18 protein-coding genes are annotated in these 24716 nt (G+C 45.5%); 14 read left to right on the top strand and 4 right to left on the bottom strand.

The window, feature by feature from the left end; genetic code table 11:
- The first annotated feature begins 75 nt into the window (after positions 1-75).
- Positions 76-717: a CatB-related O-acetyltransferase gene (locus tag IX91_RS22580; protein WP_004743012.1), complete on the top strand. Its 642-nt coding sequence runs from the start codon at positions 76-78 to the stop codon at positions 715-717.
- 80 nt (positions 718-797) lie between these two features.
- Positions 798-1154: a YibL family ribosome-associated protein gene (locus IX91_RS22575; protein ID WP_004743013.1), complete on the top strand. Its 357-nt coding sequence runs from the start codon at positions 798-800 to the stop codon at positions 1152-1154.
- Between the two features lie 58 nt (positions 1155-1212).
- Here the strand turns inward: IX91_RS22575 and ulaR are convergent, their stop codons facing one another.
- Positions 1213-1983, bottom strand: coding sequence for an HTH-type transcriptional regulator UlaR (ulaR, locus tag IX91_RS22570; protein ID WP_004743014.1), 771 nt, complete (start codon positions 1981-1983; stop codon positions 1213-1215).
- Positions 1984-2197: 214 nt separating this feature from the next.
- Between ulaR and IX91_RS22565 the strand changes: the two genes are divergently transcribed.
- The 10 genes from IX91_RS22565 (at position 2198) to IX91_RS22520 (ending at position 13996) form a co-directional block, all read left to right on the top strand.
- Positions 2198-3040, top strand: a complete 843-nt coding sequence (locus IX91_RS22565) for a Cof-type HAD-IIB family hydrolase (protein ID WP_004743015.1) — start codon at positions 2198-2200, stop codon at positions 3038-3040.
- Between the two features lie 9 nt (positions 3041-3049).
- Positions 3050-3766, top strand: a complete 717-nt coding sequence (locus IX91_RS22560; protein WP_004743016.1) for a ribulose-phosphate 3-epimerase — start codon at positions 3050-3052, stop codon at positions 3764-3766.
- Between the two features lie 79 nt (positions 3767-3845).
- Positions 3846-5003, top strand: coding sequence for an iron-containing alcohol dehydrogenase (locus IX91_RS22555; protein ID WP_004743017.1), 1158 nt, complete (start codon positions 3846-3848; stop codon positions 5001-5003).
- 20 nt (positions 5004-5023) lie between these two features.
- A complete protein-coding gene (locus IX91_RS22550; protein WP_004743018.1) occupies positions 5024-5758 on the top strand; it encodes an HAD family hydrolase in 735 nt (244 codons plus the stop codon).
- 4 nt (positions 5759-5762) lie between these two features.
- Entirely contained in the window at positions 5763-6716 is a 954-nt protein-coding gene (gene tal / locus IX91_RS22545) for a transaldolase (RefSeq protein WP_004743019.1), read from the top strand.
- Between the two features lie 11 nt (positions 6717-6727).
- The gene (gene tkt / locus IX91_RS22540) at positions 6728-8722 is read left to right on the top strand and encodes a transketolase (protein ID WP_004749159.1); all 1995 of its coding nucleotides are present in this window, start codon (positions 6728-6730) and stop codon (positions 8720-8722) included.
- A 2-nt stretch (positions 8723-8724) separates the two neighbouring features.
- Positions 8725-9429 carry a ribose-5-phosphate isomerase RpiA gene (gene rpiA, locus IX91_RS22535; RefSeq protein ID WP_004743026.1) on the top strand — a complete coding sequence of 235 codons (705 nt, stop codon included), beginning with the start codon at positions 8725-8727 and terminating at the stop codon, positions 9427-9429.
- 59 nt (positions 9430-9488) lie between these two features.
- Positions 9489-10895 (top strand): Sapep family Mn(2+)-dependent dipeptidase, encoded by a 1407-nt coding sequence (locus tag IX91_RS22530; RefSeq protein WP_004743025.1) that lies wholly within the window; start codon positions 9489-9491, stop codon positions 10893-10895.
- Positions 10896-10898: 3 nt separating this feature from the next.
- Positions 10899-12485, top strand: a complete 1587-nt coding sequence (locus tag IX91_RS22525) for a PTS transporter subunit EIIC (RefSeq protein ID WP_004743024.1) — start codon at positions 10899-10901, stop codon at positions 12483-12485.
- 92 nt (positions 12486-12577) lie between these two features.
- Positions 12578-13996, top strand: a complete 1419-nt coding sequence (locus IX91_RS22520) for an alginate export family protein (RefSeq protein WP_004743023.1) — start codon at positions 12578-12580, stop codon at positions 13994-13996.
- 70 nt (positions 13997-14066) lie between these two features.
- Here the strand turns inward: IX91_RS22520 and IX91_RS22515 are convergent, their stop codons facing one another.
- Positions 14067-14927: a nuclear transport factor 2 family protein gene (locus tag IX91_RS22515; RefSeq protein ID WP_004743022.1), complete on the bottom strand. Its 861-nt coding sequence runs from the start codon at positions 14925-14927 to the stop codon at positions 14067-14069.
- A gap of 111 nt (positions 14928-15038) precedes the next feature.
- Complete coding sequence (locus IX91_RS22510; RefSeq protein ID WP_004749158.1) at positions 15039-15917, bottom strand: AraC family transcriptional regulator; 879 nt, start codon at positions 15915-15917, stop codon at positions 15039-15041.
- A gap of 371 nt (positions 15918-16288) precedes the next feature.
- Between IX91_RS22510 and IX91_RS22505 the strand changes: the two genes are divergently transcribed.
- A complete protein-coding gene (locus tag IX91_RS22505; RefSeq protein ID WP_004743021.1) occupies positions 16289-18898 on the top strand; it encodes a hypothetical protein in 2610 nt (869 codons plus the stop codon).
- 71 nt (positions 18899-18969) lie between these two features.
- Here IX91_RS22505 and malT read toward each other — a convergent pair whose 3' ends face one another.
- On the bottom strand, positions 18970-21678 hold the full coding sequence (gene malT, locus IX91_RS22500) for an HTH-type transcriptional regulator MalT (protein ID WP_004743948.1): 2709 nt from the start codon (positions 21676-21678) through the stop codon (positions 18970-18972).
- Between the two features lie 566 nt (positions 21679-22244).
- Here malT and IX91_RS22495 point away from each other — a divergent pair.
- Positions 22245-24698 (top strand): glycogen/starch/alpha-glucan phosphorylase, encoded by a 2454-nt coding sequence (locus IX91_RS22495; RefSeq protein WP_004743947.1) that lies wholly within the window; start codon positions 22245-22247, stop codon positions 24696-24698.
- Positions 24699-24716 lie beyond the last annotated feature (18 nt).

Genomic DNA, 24716 nt, shown 5'->3' with positions numbered 1-24716 from the left:
TGTTTAGTTTGAACGTGTAAACAACGCCACGAAAATTCGTTCCGTGGCAAACCTAAATAATCAGAGGAATTTGTCATGACTAAAAAACATTGGTCTAAATTTCAGTTACTTCACGAAGTTGTCAGTAACGAGAACATCCATATAAAAGGTACACACAGCTATTACAGTGATTGTTGGGATAATGGGTTTGAAGAGTCCGTTGTCCGTTACTTACATGGGGATGAGGTAAGCAGACAATGGGAACCAAGATGGGAGATTGACCAACTTTACATCGGCGATTATGTTTGTATCGCGGCTGAAGTGGTTATCTTAATGGGGGGCAACCATAACCATCGTGTCGATTGGTTTTGTCTGTACCCATTCCTTGAAGATGTCGAGCGCTCGTATCAAAGTAAAGGTGACACAATCATTCACGATGGTGTTTGGATTGGTATGAGAGCGATGATCATGCCAGGTGTAACTATTGGTGAAGGCGCGGTTATCGCTGCTAATAGCGTGGTGACTAAAGATGTTGAGCCTTATGCGATGGTTGGTGGTAATCCGGCTAAGCACATCAAGTATCGATTTGAGCCTGAGAAGATAACAAAGCTGCTTGCGATGGAAATCTATCAATGGCCAGAAGAGAAGTTCTCGGCACTGCAAAGTTATTTGACCCAAGCTGATTTTGGAATGCTTGAAGGTGCGGTAAATCAGTACGATCAAAAGCACGACAAGTAGATTTGAAAGATTATAATTAGGGCAGTTAGTGGGCTTGTGCTACACTCGCCGCCCTTTTCCGTTTCTATAAGAGTGTAACCATGAGCCTTAAGCAAGAACTACAAAACATCCACAACCGTCTAGATAACTGCAAACGTAAACTAGAGGCAGCCAAAGGCCGTGGTGACCAAGAAATGATCACCAAATTTACCAACGATATCGACAAGCTGACGAAAAAAGCGAACTCTATGAAGCATAAGCAGAGTTACGATATGAACAAAGAGCGTAAGAGCTTGTTGGATATGCCATTTTCTCGCGAGATCACCAAAGCAGAGCAAGCGGATATGGGTAAGTTGAAGAAGTCGGTTAAGGGATTAGTTGTGGTTCACCCAATGACCAAGTTGGGTAAAGAGCTACAGCTTAAGGTGATGACGGGTTACGCACCGAAAAAATTCTAATCGGGATTTGAGATATTAAAAAAGCGCCGCAATGGCGCTTTTTTTGTGCCTGTGAGATTTACACAACAACGACATTAACGCCTTGATTGCGCAATGAGTCTAGAACGGTACCGTCTGCCGCTTCATCGGTAATTAAGGTATCTAGCTGGTTTGTCGTCGCCAGTAGCTTACCGCCATGCTTACCAATTTTGCTTCCGTCGACGAGAGCAATCAAACGAGCGCCATACTCTAAGAGTTTTTTCTCTGCCATATACACTAGCAAATCTGAGGTATGGATACCTGCTGCAGTGACGCCAGTTCCTGTGAAGAACACAAAGCGGCTTTTGTGATCATCCGATGCTTCTTCATCAGGCGAGATGGTGATTTGACGCTCTGGCAGATACTGACCTCCGAGAATAATGATGCTCTGATGATCTTGTGTGATCAGGCTGTGAGCTAACGGCATAAAGTTAGTCACGACTTGAACATCACGCCCCGCTAAATACTGACCCATTAGAAAGGTTGAGTTACTGCCACTAACAATAATGCTGTCATGTTCATCACAAAGCTGTGCCGCCGCATGAGCGATTCGTTTTTTTGCCTCAACATTTTCAATATCACCTTCATGGGGGATAAAGCTGGAAGGAGTGTGGTGAGTGCCAGTTTCTGATCTCAGTGTTTCAGCACCATTACGAATCTTCTTCAGTTTCCCATCTTCAGCCAGCTTAGTGATGTCTCGACGAGCCGTAGAAAGAGAAATGTCCAACATAGCGACGTAATCGTTGGTGGTAATAAAAGTATGGCTTTCTAAATAGTCTAACAACCTTCTATGACGTTGGGCTTCATTCATATCTGTTACATCCTGATTCTTATTTTGAATCATTTTGACCGATTATGACGTTTTGAGCAATTTAAATTTGAATTTGACGCATTTTGAATATTAAATGGCGTTATTTTGTGATCTTTAGCAAAATAAACGTCATGTAAAGTCATTGTTGACTTTACATGACCGAATTTGACGGTTTATATTCATATTGCGTCACAAAGAGTCAACGGAGGCCAAAGTGAACTATCAAGCTGTCATTATCGATTTAGATGGAACCCTACTAAATGATCGCAACCAGATCAGTGCGAATAATGTTGAAGCGATTCAGCAAGCACAGAAAGAGGGGATAGTGGTGACATTGGCGAGTGGGCGTCCACATGATCTGATGTTGCCTTATGCCGAGCAGCTTGGCATTTCAACGGTGATGATCTGTTGCAACGGCGCATACCACTATGACATGAACAAGAGAGCCATTGTTGATGCTAAACCGTTTGAAAAAAATCAACTCACAGAGCTGCTTGCCACACTGAACTTCGGTCACTTTGATTTCACTCTTTACACTAAGAGAGGCATCTTCAGCGCTAAGCCTTCTGAGCATTTCAATGGTCTTGAGGCGCAAGCTAACAGCTTGGGCGTGAAGGTTAATATGGAAGTCATTCCATCGCTACATCAACTGCAAGAAAGATGTGGTGATGCCTATAAGGTGCTGGTTTCGAGCAGTGACAAACAGGCGTTAAGCGAGTTGCGAAGCGCGCTACAACACACACTGCAAGCCGATTTATCGGCTCCGAATAAGTTGGATATTACCGCTATCGGTGCCAACAAAGGTCACTCTGCACTGAAGTGGCTCACAAACAACAATTTAAATCCAATTCAAACCATCGCATTTGGCGACGGAGACAACGACATCGAGTTGTTTAAAGCCGTCGGTGAACCCGTTGCGATGGACAATGCGAGTCCGGCACTTCGAGGAATCGCGAATCTCATTATCACAGATAACAACGGTTGCGGCATTGGCCAGTATTTACGACTGATCGTTCGTGAAGGCCAACACACATGCCAACACTCATTTAGCTACTAAGGAAATCTCATGAAAAAAGTAAAAATTGCTGCAGGTCTAGCGCACGTTGATTACGGTCATATGGCTGACATCGTAAAAGAAGTTTCAGATGCAGGTGCAGACTACATCCACTGCGATGCAGCAGATATGCATGATTTAAAAAATATGCAGCTAATGGGCGGGCATCAAATTGTTGAAGGTATTCGTCAGTACACTGACAAGCCAATTGAAGTACACGCGTACTTTAAAGATTGCGATCGTCTATTCGTTGAAAAAATCGCAGCGGCAGGGGCAGACATGCTGATCCTTCCAGCAGAAAACTTTTTGGGCGCACCACTCGCGTACATGATGAAGTACTGCCGCGACTACAACATGAAATTTGGTTTGACTGTCGGTTGTTTCACCCCGGTTTCTTTCGTTAAAGAAGCAATTTACTACCTAGATCGCTTGCACATTGTTATCCACGGTGTGAACAACGATGAGTGGTTATGGCGTGAATCAGCAATCGAAATGATTCGCGAAGCTCGCCAGCTTATTAACGAACGTAACCCTAATTGTGAATTGTGTGTCGATGGCGGTATCCGTAACCACAACCTAGAAGCTCTGCTGAAAGAAGACATCGACGTGATGGTTGCTTCAACCAATATCTTTGGTCATGAGAAAGGTATTACAGCAGGTGTGCATGACTTCCGCACTGCATTGGACCAAGCAGAGAAAAACGTCGCAGCTGAAGTAGAACCGGCTTAATTGCCCGTTAAAGAATTTGGTGCCGGGCTGATGTTCCCCCGATATGCTCCGGCTTGGCACCTCTACCAAGGATTTTATCATGACACAATTTCAACATTATCAGCCGACCAAATTACTGTTTGGCGCGGGTGAAATTTCAAAAATTGGTCAGCTAGTCGCTCAGTACGGGAAACGCTGCCTTGTTGTCTCAGAGCCGATCTTTGATGCCGTCAAACCTGCTTATGATCGCATCTTTGCGCTGTTGGCAAGTGAAGGGATTACAGTGACACACTTTGATGGTGTGGTTCCTAACCCTCCAACCACGGTTGTCGAATTAGGCCGTCAAGTTGCTCAAGCGGCGGAGTGTGATGTTGTGCTTGCGGTGGGCGGCGGCTCATCAATAGATACCGCGAAAATCATCGCTGCAACCATCAAAGCACCTGACATCGATTGGACGCATTGGTTTAAAACCTATGATTCTCCATTTGGTGACATTGCAGCCCTACCAGCATCCGTTGTGCCGTTAATTGCGGTGCCAACAACTTCGGGTACTGGTTCACAGGTAACTCAAGCAGCGGTCATCACTGATGTTGAGCAACACGCCAAGTTGACACTTTTCCATCCGCAGTTTTTCCCTGTTGAAGCGGTGATTGACCCAGAGTTAATGCTAACACTTCCACCGAGAATGACTGCGATGACTGGCTTTGATGCATTTTCACATGCATTTGAATCATTCACGGGCACTCGACCTTCGCCATTTGTTGACCAACTTGCGTTGCGTGCAATGAAGCTGGTGGTGGATAACCTACCAAAAGTGGTGGCAGACGGCTCTGATATTCAAGGTCGCTGCGAGCTTGCCACGGCTGACACATTAGGTGGTATTTCGCTGGCTAATGGTGGTGCAGGGGCACCTCATCCACTGGGTGAGATTCTCGGCAGCCAGAAAACCAATTTGCCACATGGTTTGACATTAGCGGTTGTTTATCCCGCCTATGTCCAACTGCAATGGCGTAAGCAGCCAGAGCGATACGCACAAGTTGCCGAACTGTTTGGTGCCGTGGGAAGCACTGAAGAGAAAGCACAATCTTTGGCAGGCCACTTGGTGAGTTTCTTACAAGACATTGGCTTGGAGTCGAACCTCACGCAAGTTGGGGTAAATAAGCAAGATGTAGAGGCGTTAGAGCCAGCATTCTGCTTTGACTTACCACTGACGACGGGTGAAGAGATGAAGTCGATTCTTCATGCCAGTTTAGCATAGAGAAAATAGGAGTTTAGAGCATGGAAGGCAAAATGAGTGTGACAAAAACAAACCAGACGAATGTGGAAAGAGAGGACATGAGTTGTGGTCGTTTTCAAGCACTGATATTTGACTTCGATGGTCTTTTAGTCGATACGGAAAGCTGTATGTTCAGAGCTTGGGAAGCTTTGATGAAGCCATACGGTGTTGACGTTTCGCCTCTCCAGGTTGCTGGACTAGTTGGGAGCTCAGCGCCAGCAACCGCCCTTTATCATCTTTATCGCCGTCATTCCGGTCTGACCTATTCCGATCAGCAAATTCGCGAGCAAGTGTTAGAACTTGCCTATCAAAAAATCGAATCCATACCAGAGCGTGAGGGTGTACGCGACTATCTTAATTTTGCCAAACAAAAGCGGCTTAAGCTTGCGTTGGCAACAAGTTCAGAGCGCGAGCACTACATGCCAATCTTACAACGATTAGGGCTAGACGGTTACTTCGACTGCTTCACTGGCGCAGAAGAAATCTCACCTCAGCGAAGAAAACCATGTCCTGATGTGTATCTAACTAGCCTCGCTAAATTGGGAGTCTCTGCCCATCAAGCCATTGCCTTTGAAGATTCTCCACCCGGAGTCACAGCGGCTCGATCAGCAGATATTTCTACGGTTGCGGTAACCAACCTGTTAACCCGGCATTTGGATGTGTCGCACGCCAATGTGGTGTTGTCATCTATGAGCCAGTTATCGCTAGCAAATTTGATTGAACATTTATCGAGATAGAACCATGAACAAATTACAACAACTGAAAAAATACACCACCGTTGTTGCCGATACCGGTGACATTGATGCTATTGCTGCCTTTCAGCCTCAAGATGCAACGACTAACCCATCGCTCGTTCTTAAAGCGGCAGAAATGACTCAGTACGATCATTTGATTGTTGATGCTGTTGCATGGGCGCAGCAACAAAGTGCTGACAAAGCGCAACAGGTGATTGATGCAAGTGACAAGTTGGCAGTTAATATTGGCGTCGAAATTCTAAAATCCGTACCGGGACGTATTTCAACGGAAGTCGATGCACGCTTATCTTTTGATAAACAAGCGAGTCTTGTAAAAGCACGTAAATTGATTGCCATGTACCAAGAAGCAGGCATTGAGAAAGAGCGCATTTTGATCAAGCTAGCCTCTACTTGGGAAGGCATTCGCGCGGCACAAGTGCTAGAACAAGAGGGCATCAACTGTAACCTAACTTTACTGTTTAATTTTGCGCAGGCAAAAGCGTGTGCCGAAGCGGGCGCTTACTTAATTTCGCCATTTGTCGGTCGTATTCTCGATTGGTACAAAACCAATACCGATAAGAAAGAGTATCTACCGTTTGAAGATCCGGGCGTTGTGTCGGTTTCTAAAATCTATAACTACTACAAAGACCACGGCTATAACACGGTAGTGATGGGTGCAAGCTTCCGCAATGCAGAAGAAGTGCTAGCGCTGGCGGGGTGTGACCGCTTGACCATTGGCCCAGCCATTCTAGACCAATTGGCGGCGCAAGAGGGTGACGTTGAACCGACACTGTTTGCTGCGCGCGATGAGGTGAAATCAGCACCTGTTGCGATGTCTGAAGCTGAGTTCCGCTGGGAAATGAACCAAGATCCAATGGCAACAGAGAAGCTGTCTGAAGGTATCCGCAACTTTGCGGTCGATCAGGGCAAGCTAGAAGCCATGATTGAAGCGCGTCTGTAAGGAGTTTGACTATGATTTCACGTTCTAAACTCGCAGATACAATTCGTGTATTAAGCATGGATGCGGTGCAAAAAGCGGGCTCAGGTCACCCAGGCGCGCCAATGGGTATGGCAGATATTGCCGAAGTTTTGTGGCGCAGCTTTTTAAAGCACAATCCGACCAATCCGAGCTGGGCCGATCGCGATCGATTCATCTTGTCCAATGGTCACGGTTCAATGCTGATCTACAGCTTATTGCACCTAAGCGGTTATGACTTAACGATGGAAGATATTAAATCTTTTCGTCAGCTACACGCCAAAACGGCGGGCCACCCTGAGTATGGTTATGCTCCGGGTATTGAAACGACGACAGGTCCTTTAGGCCAAGGCATTACTAATGGTGTCGGCATGGCGTTGGCTGAGAAGGTACTGGGTGAACAGTTTAACCGCCCTGGGCATGACATTGTGGACCACTTCACTTATGTGTTTATGGGTGATGGTTGCATGATGGAAGGCATTTCCCACGAGGCATGTTCGCTCGCGGGTACGCTTGGCTTGGGTAAGCTGATCGCGTTTTGGGATGACAATGGTATTTCCATTGATGGCGAAGTGGATGGCTGGTTCTCTGACGATACGCCGAAGCGTTTTGAAGCTTATGGCTGGCACGTTATTTCTGACGTTGATGGACATAATTCTGAGGCGATTCATCAAGCGATCGTTGAAGCGCAGCAGGAAAAAGGCAAGCCAACCCTAATCTGCTGCAAAACAATCATTGGTTTTGGTTCGCCGAACAAGTCTGCCAGCCATGACTGCCATGGTGCGCCACTTGGTGACGATGAAGTCGCTTTAGTACGTCTTAACTTAGGTTGGGACTACGCACCATTTGAAATCCCAGCGGAAATCTACGCTGAATGGGATGGCAAAGAGTCGGGTAAAGATGCTGAAGCTCAATGGCAAAGTCGATTTAACGAGTATCAACAAGCATTTCCTGAACTAGCCGCAGAATTCAAGCGCAGAGTCGAGGGTGACTTACCGGATAACTGGCAGAAAATCAGCCAAGATGTGATTGCTACGCTGCAAGCCAACCCAGCTACGATTGCGACACGTAAAGCGTCCCAAAACGCGCTTGAAGCTTTTGGCGCACATTTGCCTGAGTTCTTGGGCGGTTCTGCGGACTTAACCCCATCGAACCTCACTAACTGGTCTGGCTCAAAAGCGATTAGCGCTCAAGATGCGTCGGGTAACTATCTAAGCTACGGCGTACGTGAATTTGCCATGTCAGCCATGATGAATGGTATTGCCTTGCATGGTGGATTTATCCCGTATGGTGGCACCTTCTTGATGTTTATGGAGTATGCGCGTAACGCTCTGCGTATGGCGGCGCTAATGAAACAGCGCAGCATTTTCGTCTATACCCATGATTCCATTGGCTTAGGTGAAGATGGCCCAACGCACCAACCTGTAGAACAAATTGCGTCGCTGCGCCTAACACCAAATATGAGCACTTGGCGTCCTTGTGACCAAGTGGAAACAGCGGTGGCATGGAAGTCGGCGATAGAGCGCAAAGAAGGTCCTACGTCACTGATTTTCTCGCGTCAGAATCTGGTTCAGTTCGAACGTGATCAAGCCACATTAAACGATGTCGCGAAAGGCGGTTATATCTTGTCTGATTGTGTTGGTGAGCCAGAACTTATCTTGATTGCGACAGGCTCCGAAGTAGCGCTCGCAATGCAAGCGAAACAGGCGCTTTCTAATGTGCGTTGCCGCGTCGTTTCAATGCCGTCGACAGACTTGTTCGAATCTCAAAGTGCTGACTATCGTCAAAAGGTACTACCGAGCTCTGTCACTAAACGTATCGCGATTGAAGCGGGTATTGCCGATTACTGGTTTAAGTACACAGGCCTGAATGGTGACATCATCGGTATGACAACCTTTGGTGAATCGGCACCAGCAGAGCAGCTATTTGAAATGTATGGTTTTACCGTCGACAAGGTAGTGTCAAAAGCTAACGCATTGTTGGAGCAGTAATTATGGGCATGGCAAAGCGCTTTATTGAAATGCAAAGCACCGATTGCCTGCGAACTAAGGCTGCGAAAGTGGCCTTAGAGCAAGTATTGAGTGTGCTAACTCCTTCATCAGTGATTGGTATTGGAACTGGAGCGACGGTTGAAATATTTATTCATTTGCTCAAGCAAAGTGGCGCTGAGTTTTCTCACTGCGTTTCAAGCTCGGAGCGTTCGAGTAAAGCATTGAGCGAAGCAGGATTGGCAGAGCAACCTATCCGCTTATGTGAGCGGATTGACGTTTACGTAGATGGTATCGATGAAGGCTTAAGTAGTGGCGTGACGGTGAAAGGTGGAGGCGCTGCCCTAGCGCGCGAAAAAGTGCTCGCCACATTGGCAATGAGCTTTATCACCATCGCTGATAGCGGGCGACTAAAACTCACATTAGGCGCATTTCCACTGCCGATTGAAGTGTTGCCTGCCGCTGAGACTGCCGTTAGCCGCGCCTTGCAGAGCTTAGGTGGAACGCCTATCAGACGAGAAAATTGCATCACTGATAACGGCAATCTCATCCTTGACTGCGCAGGCCTTGATATTAGTGAGCCAGAATCAACAGAAGCGGCGTTAAACAGCATTCCAGGCGTGGTCGAAAATGGCATTTTTGCACGCAGGAAAGCGGATTTTATGGCGTTTTCAGATCAGGGTGGCGTGCACTGGTTAGCGAGAAATTGAGACTTGCGTAACAACTCTAATTATATCTTTATCAACAGTAAATAAATTAGGAACAAAAGATGACGGAACGCAATTTTTCCAACCTAGCGATAGAGTATTTTGAACACCGTACTGATGAATTACTCAGCGACTTATCTGGATTAATTGCTATTCCGTCAGTGCGTGATGAGAGCACCAAACCTCACCATGCGCCGTTTGGTAAAAGTATTAGAGAAGCATTTGATTACCTTATTAATTTTGCCAAAAGAGAAGGGTTAGAAGTACGCGATCACCAAGGCTATGCAATGGACATTAGCTATGGTCAAGGTGAAGAAGAAATCGGCATTTTACATCACGTCGATGTCGTCCCTGCAGGGGACGCAAGCCGTTGGAAAACGCCTCCGTTTGAACTTCACCAACAGGGCGCTTTGGTGTTTGGCCGAGGTGTAACGGATAACAAGGGGCCTCTTATGGCTTCGCTGTACATCCTCAAGATGTTTAAGCAGCTCAATGTACCGATGAAGCGGAAAATTCGCGTCATTATCGGTGGGGCTGAAGAGACAACTTGGGAATGTGTAGAGCATTATTTTCGTCATCAGCCGCAACCGGCTGTTGGCTTTTCTCCGGATGGCGACTTCCCAATCGTCAATGGAGAGAAAGGTATCTTGTATGCCGAGTTACAAAAAGAATTCCCACCTTTACGTGACTTAGGATGTTGCCAGATTCACCGGATTGAAAGTGAGCGAGACCGTACTTCAACGTGTCACCACCTTTCGGTTTGGTTTTCAGGACAACAGGCAGCAAGAGTGGCACAACACTTTGACAGTGTTGCCGAAGTAACTCAGCAGAAGGAGCTGTATCGCGTTGTGTTGACAACGCCGTGGGAGAAATCTCGCAACCCGCATCGCGTCCCAAATTGTTTGGACAAGTTTATGACTGTGATGCGCCATGTAGAAGGGTTAGACGCAAACTCAAAAAGCTTGATTGAATTGCTCGATTCTTGTTTTTCAGAGTCGATTGATGGAGCGAAATTAGGGCTTGCGTATCACGATGAGGAAATGGGTAGCACCAGCTGCTGCGTCTCTTCTCTCAACCTTAACGAACATGGATACAACTTGGATTTTGATTTTCGGTTTCCTAAAGGACTGAGCATCGAAGAGACCCGTACCCAACTCCAACACTTATCCCAAAAGTATGGAGTGAGTTTCAACGAGCAACAGTACCTACCTCTATCTTACCTCTCACCCGAAAGTGCCCTTATCCAAGCGATGGGAAAAGCGTATTCCGAAGTTACGGGAATGGAATCTCAATGCTTTAGCAAAGGCGCGGCATCGTACGCGCGTGCGTTAAGCAATGGTGTGGCATTCGGACCTACTTTTCCAGGTGATGTGACTCATGTGCATGAGCCCAATGAACAGCTCAGCCTCGAGTCATTGAGAAAAGCAATAACAATATACGTGAAAGTTCTCATATCACTTCAGGAGTAAATTATGAGAGATAAGGTTCAAGCACTTGCTGGCGGCATGATGGTGTCTATCATCGTGTTGGTAATTGCAGGTATTTACATTGGTATTGGTGCGGGCGTTGTCAACCAAATGTCCAGCCAAGACTCGGTTATCTGGGCATTCTTCAAGCTGATGTTGGATCTCGGCTTGATGGTAATGCGTAACCTACCACCATTCTTTGCCATTGGTTTGGCGTTCGCCCTTTCTAAATCAGAAAAAGGCTGGGCGGCGTTCACTGGCTTCACCATGTTTATGTGTTTCAACGTTGCCGTTGGCTCTATCGCCGCTTTCAACGGTTGGACACCAGAAACAACAAGCGTCGACTACCTAGTGAATGAACTCGGTTACGAGATGGTTGCCGCGCAAAACTTTAACTCGCTATGGGGTGAAAACCTAGGGGTATTCTCATACAACATGGGGATCTTCAGCGGTATCATCGTCGGCTGTTTAACGGCATGGCTACACAACCGTTTCTACAAATTTGAAATGCCTGCAATGCTGAGCTTCTTCTCTGGCCCTCGTGCGGTAGTGATCTTCTCTTACATGGCGATCATGCCAGTGGGATTAATTACTTACTACGCGTGGCCACCAATTGCTGGCGGTTTGCAGTCTATTACTACTCTGATTACGAGCTCTGGCATTTTTGGTTCTTTCTTGTTTGGTGTGTTCGATAAGGGCTTATTGCCGTTTGGTCTTCACCATCTGATTGCGTTCCCAATCGAATACACTCGCGTCGGCGGTGTGATGGAAATTGATGGCGTGATCTACGAAGGTGTTCGTAACATCATGAACGGCCAAATGAGCTCACCTGATGCGACTGGCTACATTACGCATAACTTCACCAGTGGTCGTATTCCAATCCAAATTGGTGGTCTAACAGGTGCTGCATACGCTATGTACGTTACGGCGAAAACGGAAAACCGCAAGAAAGTAGCAGCGATCATGGTCCCAGCGGTATTTACTGCCGCGGTTATCGGTATTACAGAGCCGCTAGAGTACACCTTCCTATTCGTTCAGCCATTCCTGTTCTTTGCTGTGCACGTGCCTTTAAATGGCCTTGCGTATGTCATTACTGAGATGATGGGCGTATCTATCCATGGTAACCAGCTACTGTTTATGGTGCCAAACTTACTGCAACCTGAGAAAGTACACGCATGGGCACTGCTGTGGATCATTCCGCTTTACTTCGTGATTTACTTCTACACCTTTAAGTTCTTTATCTTGAAGTTTGATTCGAAAACGCCGGGTCGTGAAGACGCTGATGAAGGTGATATCGCGCTGTATAGCAAAGAAGATTTCAAGAAGAAGCAGAAGCAAAACACCGCAGGGCTGCCAGTAGAGATCATCAAAGCACTTGGTGGCGCAGAGAACATTGAAAACGTTTCTAACTGTGCGACTCGACTGCGTGTTTCACTCCATGACGAAACCTTGGCCGCAAGCGATGACTTCTGGAAGAAAGAGCTCAATGCCATTGGTGTTGTCCGTATGCCGAAAGGTATCCAAGTTATCTACGGTGCCAATGTGATCACCATAGCTTCAGGCATTAAAGAAGCGCTTGGCGTGGATTCCTAACTAAAAAAATAAATACCAATAACAACAAACTCCTCCTGTGGCTGATGGGCCACAGGCAGGATTCCTTGTGCCCAAAATATGGAAATTGAATAGTGAAAACCATAACAAAATGTTCGCTGACCTTAATTGCATTGAGTATTTCCGGCGCCTTACATGCCAGTGAAGCAGAAACTCCCTCTTGGCCAGAGCGTAGCCCAATTGTGTTCTGGGGCGACCGCGCTAACGAAGATTGGAGCTATGTTGATAATCTGAAAGAGAGCGACAAGAGCTTCTCTGAAAAACTCAAACGTCTTGATATTACGGACGATGGTGAGTGGAAGGTCTCGTTTGCTGGTAACGTGAAACTGGCGTTTGATAATCGCTGGAATCATATGTACGACCCTGATGTACGTAAACACAACGAGCTTCGCTCACGAATGCACTTTTCAGCGGATGTGACTTATCAAGATTGGATGCGTGTGTTTGGTGAGATTCGTACCAACTATACCAACTTAGATGCTCCGGGGCCTGTCGATGATGCGGGTACGGATTTCCATCAATTCTTTACTGAATTCAAGCTACTTGATGATGGAGAGCAGTATTTAAGTACTCGTCTAGGTCGCCAAGAGATCTATCTCAATGAGTGGCAAATGATGAACCGCGAACCCACTCCAGTTCAATCAAGTTGGAATGCGGTTAGCGCTAAGTACAGCGTGAAGGGCATTAACTTTGATGCCTACTATGGTGAAGAGATCTTCCCGCTGTTTAAAGATGGCAGCTTTGGCGGTAACTGGGATGATAAAACCAACGGCAAGAAATCAACGGGCTTATTCGCTAACTGGGGAACAAGCTTTGGTGTAATGCAAGCTTATGTGATGAGCAATCAGCTAACTAACTCAAGCTTTGTCAATGCACCAGACGGCGACGTGGATATCCAAGTGTTAGGCTTACATGCGCATAACTTCGTCAGTGAAGGCTTTGGTTACATGTTAGACGGCGTATACCAGTTTGGTGATCACGCAGGTAAAGATATCTCGGCTTACATGGGTTATGCAGACCTTAACTACAACTGGAAAGCGGATTGGAACTACCGTGTGGGTATGAACCTTCACTATGCTTCTGGCTCGGATAAGAACAGTGATGAGGTGAATACCTTTAACCCACTTTGGACGGGTGACCCACTTGGCTTTGCTCATGATGGCGCTTACGGTAACGCCATGCAGTTTGGTGGCTACTCAGTGATTGAATACTCTCCAAAGCAAACCATTATTACGGGCTTTATGTCGACGTGGCGTGCCAATACGGATGATGCCATCTACACCCTAAACCAAGACGTGTTGTTCGGTGCAGACTCGGATGAGAAATACGCCTACACCCAGTTCTATCTACAGTTCCATAACTACATTACGGGTAACCTGAAAACGGAAGTGAACACCTACTATGCATTAGCAAGTGATTACACTCGTGACGTAGTTAGCACCGATAGTAAAGACGCAATGCGAGTCGAACTTGCTCTAATCTATAACTTCTAATAAGTCCTATTTGATTGTCATGGAATGATGATCGTCTGTCTATTGCCCGACCTCAGGTCGGGCTTTTTTGTTAGAAACCAAACTTACCATTTTGGTTCTTCCACTGAGATTGAGGAGCGATAGCTTCGATAACGTCCCAGTGCTCTACAATCTTGTCATTCTCAACTCTAAACAGGTCGTAGAATGAGGTATGTTTGCCCAAGAATTCTCCTTCGCTGATGGATAGCACGAAATTCCCTTGTCCAAGAATCTTGTGGTTTACATTGTAAATCATTGGAGTACCAGCTTTTGCGAGCGCAGTTAGTGCTTTACCCAAGCCACTCAAACCATCAGCAACCATAGCATTGTGTTGGATATAGGCACTCTCTTCGTTATCGATAAACTGATTGATTTTTGCCATATCGCCATCGATCAAGATGGTCTGAACAAAATCGGTGACGAGTTGCTTATTCTGTTCTGTTTTCTCAATATCTAGTACTTGTGTCGGTCCATCGAGTTGAGTACGACCACTTGGGTTCATTGGCATAATGCTTTGTAAGTTATCCCAATGTTCGACGATTTTCCCATCTTCGAAGCGGAACACATCAAAGCCAACTTTAGGGCCAAAAAAGTTGTATTCGGTATGGGTGACAGCGTAGTCACCATCTTCGAAAGCTCTGACTACATTAGCTTTCGCACTGCCTTTGGGTAACGCTGCCATTACTTCGCCAAACCCAGCTAAACCATCACCTACAGCCAGGTTATGTTGGATGTATTTGTTTTGGTTGATGTAGCTAATTGCAGCTTGGTCACCAGTTTCAATGCTGGAGATAACCGCAACGGCTTTTTGCGTCTGGCTTGGCTCGGTTATCTCGGGTTGTGTTGCGCAGGCACTTAAACTCATTGCTGCTGCAACAAATGTGGTTGTTTTTAATGTTGTTAACAATTTCATTCTGATATACCTCAATGTTGGCTCGAGAAACATGTTAGGGATATCGAAATAGCAAAGCATTGTGCATTTTGGATAAAAAATGGTAGATATCGAACCCGCGAGTTTATGCGGTCACAATTTTGGAGTCGTGTGGTACTTAGCAAATTGACTCGGTGTCATTTGACTGTGCTTCTTAAAGAACTTTACGAAGTTGCTTGCATCTTCAAAGCCAAATTCATAGGCAAGGTTTTGAGATGTAGCTTGGTTCACCACTAACCGACGTTTAATTTCGACAATGACAAATGCGTCGATTAATTGCTTTACCGTTAAGTTCGTTGCTGATTTGCAGGTGAGGTTGAGCGTTTTGTAGGTTGTTCCTAGTTGAAGCGCGTACCAGTTGGCGTCACGTGTTTTGTGGAAGTTGGCCTGAAGTTGTTCGAAAAAACGCGCAAACTTAGCGCTTTGTTCGTCAGACAACTTATCCTGAGGTACTTCAGGTCTTAACCGATGTAAAATGAGCGCGAGGGCCGAAAACAAATACATAACGATTAATGGATCAGGTTTAGGCTGCCCCATTTCTAGTTGCATCTGTTCTACCAATATATCTATTCGGCTTTTACTATTTGCGTCGAGATCGAGCAGAGGAGAGTGGTGTGGATTTAAATGTGTGGGCGTGTAATTAGGCAAGCGCATATTGATATGGACTTGGTCGAGAAATGCTTGAGTGAAAATCAGCATTTTGCCTTTCGGTTGTTGACTAAAATCGAAAGCCTGAACTTGTTCACGTTGGACGAACAGAATTGAACCTGGTTTAAAAGGGTATGGTTTAAAGTCGATATGGTGAATACCAGTGCCTTTTTGAACAAAAATCAAAGCAAAAAATGAGACACGGTGAGGTTCAGTTGGATCGTGACGTAGTCCTTCTCTCTGGTAGAGGCTCTCTAGTTCAAAGATCTCTAACTCCGCGTTGTTTGCCTTACGGTGGTTGAATGCAATTTCTGGAATTGTCACATGAGCCTCCCGTTATCTTATTATCAGCTTAGACTACTAAAACAGTTAATCTAATCGCGAAGCTTTAAGATGAGAAGTGAAAAAAGTCATATTTTTTAATGTGTTGTTACATATTGTACTGATCTTATTGTCTATTTATTAAGACATTTCTAGTTAGTTTCTTGGCTGCTTTTACCATGGCTCGCATTTATGAAATAGAGTTAATTCTCTAAGAAAATTATCGCATCAAGTTATGAGATATCTGGCATTTATTCAGGTTGTGAACTGATACGTTGTGCGCGTATTTGCAATAACTCAAATGCACATTTTTGTAATGTTAGCTGTGAGTTGCTGCTTTTTATGGATAAATACGCAACATTTGGAGACAGTTTATGGTCTTAAAGCACTCTTCGATCGCTCTTGCTATAGCCGTTGTATTAACGGCATGCGGAGGTTCAGATTCAGGCTCGGCTAGTACCAGTTCTACGTCTAGCTCTGCCAACTCCTCGTCATTGACCGCACGTGCAGCGGATGGCTATCTTATTGGCGCCAATGCCTGCTTAGACTTAAATAATAATAAAGTTTGTGAATCTTCAGAACCGAATGCCGTCACAGGAGACAATGGTGAATTTACGCTTACCGGGCTTTCCGCTGAGCAAATTGCAAAAGGCGTACTATTGATCGAGGTGGTCGCAGGACAAACAATCGACTCAGACAATCCAGGAGTGGTTTTAACCCAAGGCTATAATTTGACCGCACCACCTGGATCAGATTTTATTAGTCCACTGACAACTATGCTCCAAAATGAGATGGAAAAAGGCAGTTCAATAGAAGAGGCTAAGTCCAAAGTTCAGCAAAAAATTGGTACGAGTATTGACGTAACCAAAGACTATATTGCTGCAAAAAACTCGGTTGAGTTGAGTAGTACAGATAAAGCAGTCTATGAGAAGTTGCATAAGATCGCCCAAGTTACGGCGAGTATTATGGCGTCGAAAACTGATTCACTAAAAGAGGTCAGCGCTGGGGCAGGAATCAGTGAGCATGAACTGATTTCATTGATTGTCGAAGAAGTGACCATGGTACTTGAAAATGTTGTCGCAGATATATCGAACAATGCAGGTCAGTTTGATGCTAAGACAATTGCTACTGAGATCGAACGAGAGAATATCGATCTCGATAAAAACAACTTAAGTGACAAAATCAAAGAAAATGAAGCTAAGAAAAAAGGAGTCATAATCAACCACGCCAAGGAGTTGTACGAGGAAGGAATTCATTGGCTAGCCGGTACAACTCACGCAGATAAACCGATGACATTGCAGTTTGGTTCGGTGCAGTTTAGAAGTGATGGCGGTATTCAAGAAAGTAGCAAAGTCTATGACTATACAGTTGGTGATTTTGTATTAGCGGCAGAGAAGCTACCGAGTTTACAAATGGTATTGGCGAACAATGGTTGGCAAAGTGAAAATGCTGCTATCGAAAAGATTGAGGTGCTGGACAATCACAAAATCAAACTGACTTCGGCTGATTCCGTCTTGAGCGATATTGTTAGCATAATGAAAATCGATGTAAGCGGCGTTAATGTTCGCTCAATAGTGAAGCAGGTTGATAGTAGTGGTGCTTGGTCAAATACTTTGCCTGCCGATCTAGTGTTCCCTGACAATACGGTGATGTACAAACAGTCTCTAACCAAGAGTATTGAAGGTTACTACTCATTTTACAAAGGAAAAGGCTGTAAAGGCGAAGACCGCTATGTTGAACTGAATAATTCTTGCAACGGTTTTTCTGTATTTAAAGACAATCAAGAAAAGTGGCTCACCAGTCTTGAGCAAACTAAAGTAGTGGATCAATCAGACAGGAGTGGTACGTTTAATGTTGACGGGTTGGTTCCATTCGGGGCGATGAAGCGAGGAGGTATCCGAGCCCAATTGCTTGATGGAGGTGAGGTAAAATACTACTTCTACTCTTGGTATAACGAACCTTTAGAACTATTGCCTGAGGCTGGACAGTGGCGTGATATTGTTGTCAATGGTGTCCAACTTCGCGAAGTGTCTATGCCGGCAACGATCATTGATGTTGCAAGTCAGGTTGCGGTGAACCCAAAAGACCGTAAGTCTTATCTATCAGTGGCGGAAGGCTTTGTACGTAATACTTGGTACATTCCTTCAGCCTCAACACGAGAAGAGTACGTTTTTGATAGTACAACACAGCAGTTCATCTTAGATAGATCTTCTCAGCCGTTAAACTTACAAGCTTGTTTAGATTCATTAGCAGACGCTGGTTATGAAAAAACGATAGGCGACAAAATTGTTTATGATGTCTCACGCACCTTTACAGGTGGCGTACCAACTTCATTGCAATTTCATTCGGAGTATCTCGGTAATAATTTCTCATGGCTCGATGATGTTACCAATGTCACAGGGCTGCCAAGTTGGATTTCAGATTGGGCGGGCAGGTTAGAAAAAACTAAAGTGAGTGAACTTGACTTACAGGGTGCGCTAGTAGGATACGAGTATGCGTATAGCACACCTGAACACTACCTAGGACAAGAAGGCTTTAACCAACACGATGAACGAATACATGGCATCGCTAAGGTTGGTTTGCCAACGGCGGTTGCTCACAAGACTAAACAGCTTGGAGTTGAAAAAGCGCATGCAAGGGCAATTAATGCGCCATTAACTGCCGTATTTGATACTAGTACAGTTCCGGCTCAACTGGTTACTCACGGATTGCGTACAGCAGATACCGAAATAGCGCTGAGTGCGATAACGGATGCGTGGCATAAGTCAGTATTTGATTACAGTGAAACATATCTTGGGAAAGAGAGAGTCACTGTTCCAGCAGGTACGTTTGATACATGTAAATTGATCAGCAAAACGAATTTCCCGGGAGCGAATAAGACCGATACGGCAGTGACTTGGCTGATCAATAAAGGCATAGTCAAAAAAGATCGCAATGAACCGTCGTGGAATGCGAAGATTGAAATAGAGGCTAAGTCCTTATAACTAAAAAAGCCAACAGCAAATGCTGTTGGCTTTTTTGAACATTATGACCCGTCTTTGGGAATTGAATTTATCTAATACCCCATCAATTGCAGTAAATTTTCAGCGGTTCTAATCGCTTCCTTACGGTTCGCAATATTGAGTTTCTGATATAAGTTACGAATATGCGTTTTAATTGTAGTGCCAGCGACATCGAGCTCTTGAGCAATCTGCTCGTTGCTAAACCCAGAGTAGATCAGCCCAAGCACCTGCCACTCTCGCTGAGTAAGCGGACTCGTACGAACAAGTTCTGGGATATTTGGGTGATTAACGAGTTTCTCAACAAACTCTTCATCAAAGTGAACGGAGCTGCTGCGCTGAGTAGTCGAAATATCTTTAAGCAACTGTTGTGCGCGATGGCGCTCTAAGTCGCCGAGTTCACTTTTTTGGTTAAGTTTCTCTAAGATATGGCCAATCTTGGCGCCATCAACGAGGAAATTGCCCAACATACCGGTTTGATTGGTTAACTCCAACGCGCGTTTTAGGTGTTCACGTGCAGTTTCTTCATCATCTTGAGAAACGGCAAGTACCGCTTCAACAATCAAGTTTCGATTGGTATCAGTCAACAACTCGTTTTCTTGCGCTTGTTGCTGTAAGAATTCAAGTGTTTTGCCCGCATCTGCATATTGCTCTAGCGAGATTTGCGCGCGAGCGATATTGCGCCACTGCAGTTGAGTGAAGTGATTGCATGCCGTTTCAGGACGTACTGTGGTTTCAAGCCATTGTTGAATGGAGTCTAGATCGCCACGAGCTTGCCAGAACAGAATCAGCGAAAGTGATGCGTTGGCGGTCCAGTCAACATGGTAAGTAGATTGTTTAAGTAAGTGAGCAATCTGCTCGATAAACTTACCCGCTTTATCGAGTTCACCACGACCAATCGCGATACGCGCCAACATTGAGTAGCTATGTAAGTGCTTACTTGGACTGTGGTCGCCTAGAACATGTAAACCCTTGTAGGCACACTCTTCTGCCTCATCTAAGCGGTTCCAACACCACAGAATTTGCGCTCGGACGCGAAGCAAAAACTCATGCAGAGGCACTTGCTGTAATTGGTGTTCTTCGATCAGCTTGAAAGCGTTATCTTGAACTTCGTACGCCGCTTGAACATAGCCTTGAGCAATCAGAATTTCACTCTGTTGAAGCATTGCCCACAAGGCTTGGTGATAGACCTGATATTGGCGAGCCAGTTTTTCGGTTTGCTGCATCATAGGCAGGGCGCGGCTTAGATGCCCGAGTACATGGTTAACTTCACCAACCACAGAGGTAGCAACGATGCGGCTGCGATAAACCGTACTGTCTACTTGGCTAAGTGCCAGCTCAGCAAGTTCAAGCGCTTTCTCAGGCTCATCTTGGTTGATCGCAACCTGAGCGCGCAGAGCATTGAACTCTCCCTGCTCCTTAGCACTTAAAACGATGTTTAGTTGCTTCATTTGCTCATCGGCTTTCGACAATAAGTCACCGACGTCGTTATATCTATGCTGACTCTGAGCCAACCAAGCTTGCAGCATGCAGAGTTTAGGCTCGCTATAAAGTTGCTCAGGTGTGAGGGTATTGATCGCCTTTTCTAGCGTAATTAGCTCACCGCCGTTAAACATCTTCCAACCATACTGGCTTAAGATATCCGCTGTCAGTTGGCTGTTATTGGCTTCTTGAGCATGACGCAATGCTTGATGAGGTGATGAGAGTTTCAACCATGCTTTTGCTGCTGTCTGATGAAGTTGTTTCTCTTGTTGAGGAATACGCGCGGTACGCTCGTGAGCTAGGAATTCTGCAAACAGGTTGTGGAAGCGATACCAGTTTTGCTCGCCCTCTAGTGGGTGAATAAACAAGCCGAATCGGTTTAGTGATTCAATCATGCTAAGGGCATCTTCACGTTCTGTCAGCTCACATACCAACTGATCATTGAAATGATCCAATACCGAACATTGAAGTAAGAATTGACGCGTTTCTTTGTCGAGAAGATCAAACACCTCTTCAACCAAGTAATCCCATAGATGAGCGTGATTAAACTGAGAGAAGGATTCCGCTGATTGAGCTAAGGTTTTATGCTGGTGCTGGGCTTGCAGAGCGATAAGTTGCAATGCTGATGGCCAGCCTTCAACATAGTTTCTTAGATTACTTGCCGTCGCATCGTCAATGCCGTCCGCGACTCGTTGGTTAAAGAATCGAGTGGTCTCTTCCGTATCAAACGCGAGTAACTCGTCGCCAATTTCGATCATCAGATCGCGAACACGAAGGTTAGCGGTGCCAAGTGGTGGAGCTGCTCGGCTGGTTACAACCAAAGTGACGTTATCTGGCATATGTTTGAGGAAGAAGCGCATCGCTTCGTGAATTTCATCTTCTGAAATTAGGTGGTAGTCGTCTAGCACCAAGTAACACTCTTGATGGAAGTTCGACATTTCCGTGAAGACTTCGCCAAACAATGAGTGAAGCGACGAGAATTGACGCTTTTCCGCTAGCTTTTGTGAATTCGGGCAACTGCCATCCGTCGCTTTATTGAGCGCTTGTAGCAGGTAGTTGATGAAGCGGAATGAATCGTTATCGCTCTCATCAATACTGTACCAGCCTACGTGTGACTTATCTGATAGCCATTGGGCGGCCATCGTGGTTTTTCCATAGCCAGCAGGAGATCTAAACAAGACCAGTTTGTAAAATGGAGCTTGTTGAAGAAGGTCTAGTACTCGTGGTCGGACAATCGCATTATGTAAGCGAGCCGGGCGAGTTAATTTCGAAGGAATCCACATCTTTTTGTCCCTATGCCGTGCCCTATATTTAGAGAATCACGTAATTCCAATCAGCTTGGTACGTAATTGAGCAAATATTGTGCAATTAAGCTTATTGGCAAGGATGTTACTTGAGAATAATCGCTACAGTTATTGATCGACGGCGGGTTTTTCGCGTAATTCACATTTTGATGCTAACTACGCCCTATTTTTGTGATTCTTGTCACTTATTGGTGGGGTGGATAATGGGATTTGATCACCCACTTGCACCAAAAAGCATGTAATTTGCATCGTCTAGCAAATCTTATTGTGACCGAGTATGCATATTGTTCAATTGACTATGTTCCTCTACACATATCTTTAATACATCAGTTATAGGTTAAATGCGTTGATGGTGTGATCCCTATCACCAGAGCTCAGACGATGTTGAATTTAAATGAGAGTTAGATCACTGAGCCCTTGGTAATACGCCCTCTACGCCCTTCGTCCTCCTCCCAAATTGCCGTGTTGTAGGAGGATGTTTTGCTGTTCATGTCAATGCACGATATGGCACAGATGGATTAGAACCAATAAGTGAGATTTCTCTAATGAAACCTACGCAACAGAAAAATTTTGATAAAGCGACTTTCCAAGCTGATGTGAAAAAGCACCTTTCAGCAACTTACGCTAAGACTGAAGAGACAGCGACAGCGCGTGAGTGGTACTTAGCCATGGGCAAAGCGCTTGCTGAACTAACAACGTTTGACTTGCTTAAGACCGAGCAAGATCCAAAAATCAAAAACGCAAAAAGTGTTAACTACTTATCTCTAGAATTCCTAATTGGTCGTCTAACAGGTAACAACCTGATCAGCATGGGCCTATACGACCAAATCACTGATGCGATGGCGGAGCTAGGTCAAAACCTAACGGATCTACTTGAAGAAGAGCGTGATCCTTCACTGGGTAACGGTGGTCTAGGCCGCTTGGCAGCGTGTTTTATGGATTCGTGTGCTGCACAAGAATATCCAACAGTAGGTTACGGCCTACACTACGAATACGGTCTGTTTAAACAATCGTTCGAAGAAGGTCGTCAGCAAGAAGCACCAGACGCATGGCGCGGTGTTGAAGGCTACCCTTGGGAAGTCGCGCGTCCTAAACTTGCGCAAGAAATTGGCTTCTATGGTCATGTCGAAGTAACACATGAGAACGGTAAAGAAGTTCGTAAATGGGTACCGGGTATGAGCGTAAAAGCAATGCCTTGGGATCTACCAATCGTGGGTTACGAGTCAGATACGGTTTATCCGCTACGTCTTTGGGAATGTCAGGCAATTGCACCATTCTCACTAGCGAGCTTTAACAACGGCGACTACTTTGAAGCGCAGCACGCTCTGATTGATGCGGGCAACATTACTAAAGTTCTGTACCCGAATGATAACCACGAGAAAGGTAAAACTCTGCGTCTAATGCAGCAGTACTTCCACTCGGCAGCATCGGTACGCGACATTCTACGTCGTCATGAAGAAGCAGGTTTTGCGCTGGCTGATCTTCCTAAGCAAGAGACAATTCAACTTAACGATACGCACCCAACAATTGCTATCCCAGAGCTAATGCGCATCCTGATCGACGAGAAAGGTCTATCTTGGGATAAAGCGTGGGACATCAGTGCAAATACTTTTGCCTACACTAACCACACGCTACTACCAGAAGCACTAGAAACGTGGCCAGAGTCGCTGATTCAGCGCCTACTACCTCGTCATATGGAAATCATCTTTGAAATCAACCACCGCTTCCTACAAGAAGTACGTAAGATGTGGCCTGGTGATGGTGAGAAGCAAGCGAAGCTGTCTATCATCCAAGAAGGTTTCAACCGCATGGTTCGCATGGCTAACCTTTGTGTTATCGGTTCTTACAAAGTCAACGGCGTAGCAGCGCTTCACTCAGAGCTAGTGAAGAAAGACCTATTCCCTGAGTTTAACGAAATCTTCCCAGGTAAACTGACTAACGTAACAAACGGTGTAACACCTCGTCGTTGGTTGAAGTTCTGTAACCCAGGTCTGTCTCAGCTGATCACTGATAAAATTGGTAGCGAGTGGCCAGCAAAACTTGAGCAGTTAGAAGGTATTGCTAAGTTTGCAACTGACGCTAAGTTCCAACAAGAATTCATGGCAGTTAAGAAGCAAAACAAACAGCGCCTTGCTGATTGGGTTCAAGAGAACATGGGTATCGAGCTAGATACAAATGCTATCTTTGATGTTCAAATCAAACGTCTGCACGAGTACAAGCGTCAGCATCTAGACTTGCTACACATCTTGTCTCTGTACCACCGCATCATCAATGAACCTGGTTTTGAATGCACGCCACGCGTGTGTTTCTTTGCAGCGAAAGCAGCGCCAGGCTACCACCTAGCGAAAGAGATCATCTTCGCAGTGAACAAGGTTGCTGAGAAGATCAACAATGATCCGCGCATTGGCAACAAGCTGAAAGTGGTATTCATCCCAGACTACCGCGTAAGCATGGCTGAAATCATCATTCCAGCGGCTGACGTTTCGCAACAAATCTCGCTAGCGGGTAAAGAAGCATCAGGTACGGGTAACATGAAGATGGCGCTAAACGGTGCACTAACTATCGGTACTATGGATGGTGCGAACGTAGAGATTCGTGAAGAAGTTGGCGACGAAAACATCTACATCTTCGGTCTAGACGTTGAAGGTGTGCAAGCGGTGAAAGCGCAAGGTTACAACCCTTACGACTACTACCACGCAGACCCTCTACTGAAAGCATCGCTTGACCTACTTGCGGGCGAAGAGTTTACCCCAGGTCAACCTGGTCTACTTCGCGCTACATTCGATAGCTTACTAGATGGCGGTGACCCATACCTATGTTTAGCTGACTTTGCTTCTTATGTTCAAGCACACGAAGATATGGGCAAACAATACAAAGACCAAGCGGGTTGGGCGAAGAAAGCCATATTGAACACCGCCTTGGTTGGTAAGTTCACCTCTGACCGTTCAATTAGAGACTACGTGAACAATATTTGGAAATTAGAAGCTGTTAAGCGCTAATTGATTAAAAAAGCCAAG

Origin of the sequence: Vibrio tubiashii ATCC 19109, assembly GCF_000772105.1 — a bacterium.
In the GTDB taxonomy this organism is placed as follows: domain Bacteria; phylum Pseudomonadota; class Gammaproteobacteria; order Enterobacterales; family Vibrionaceae; genus Vibrio; species Vibrio tubiashii.
This window is presented reverse-complemented; position numbering and strand designations above follow the sequence as displayed.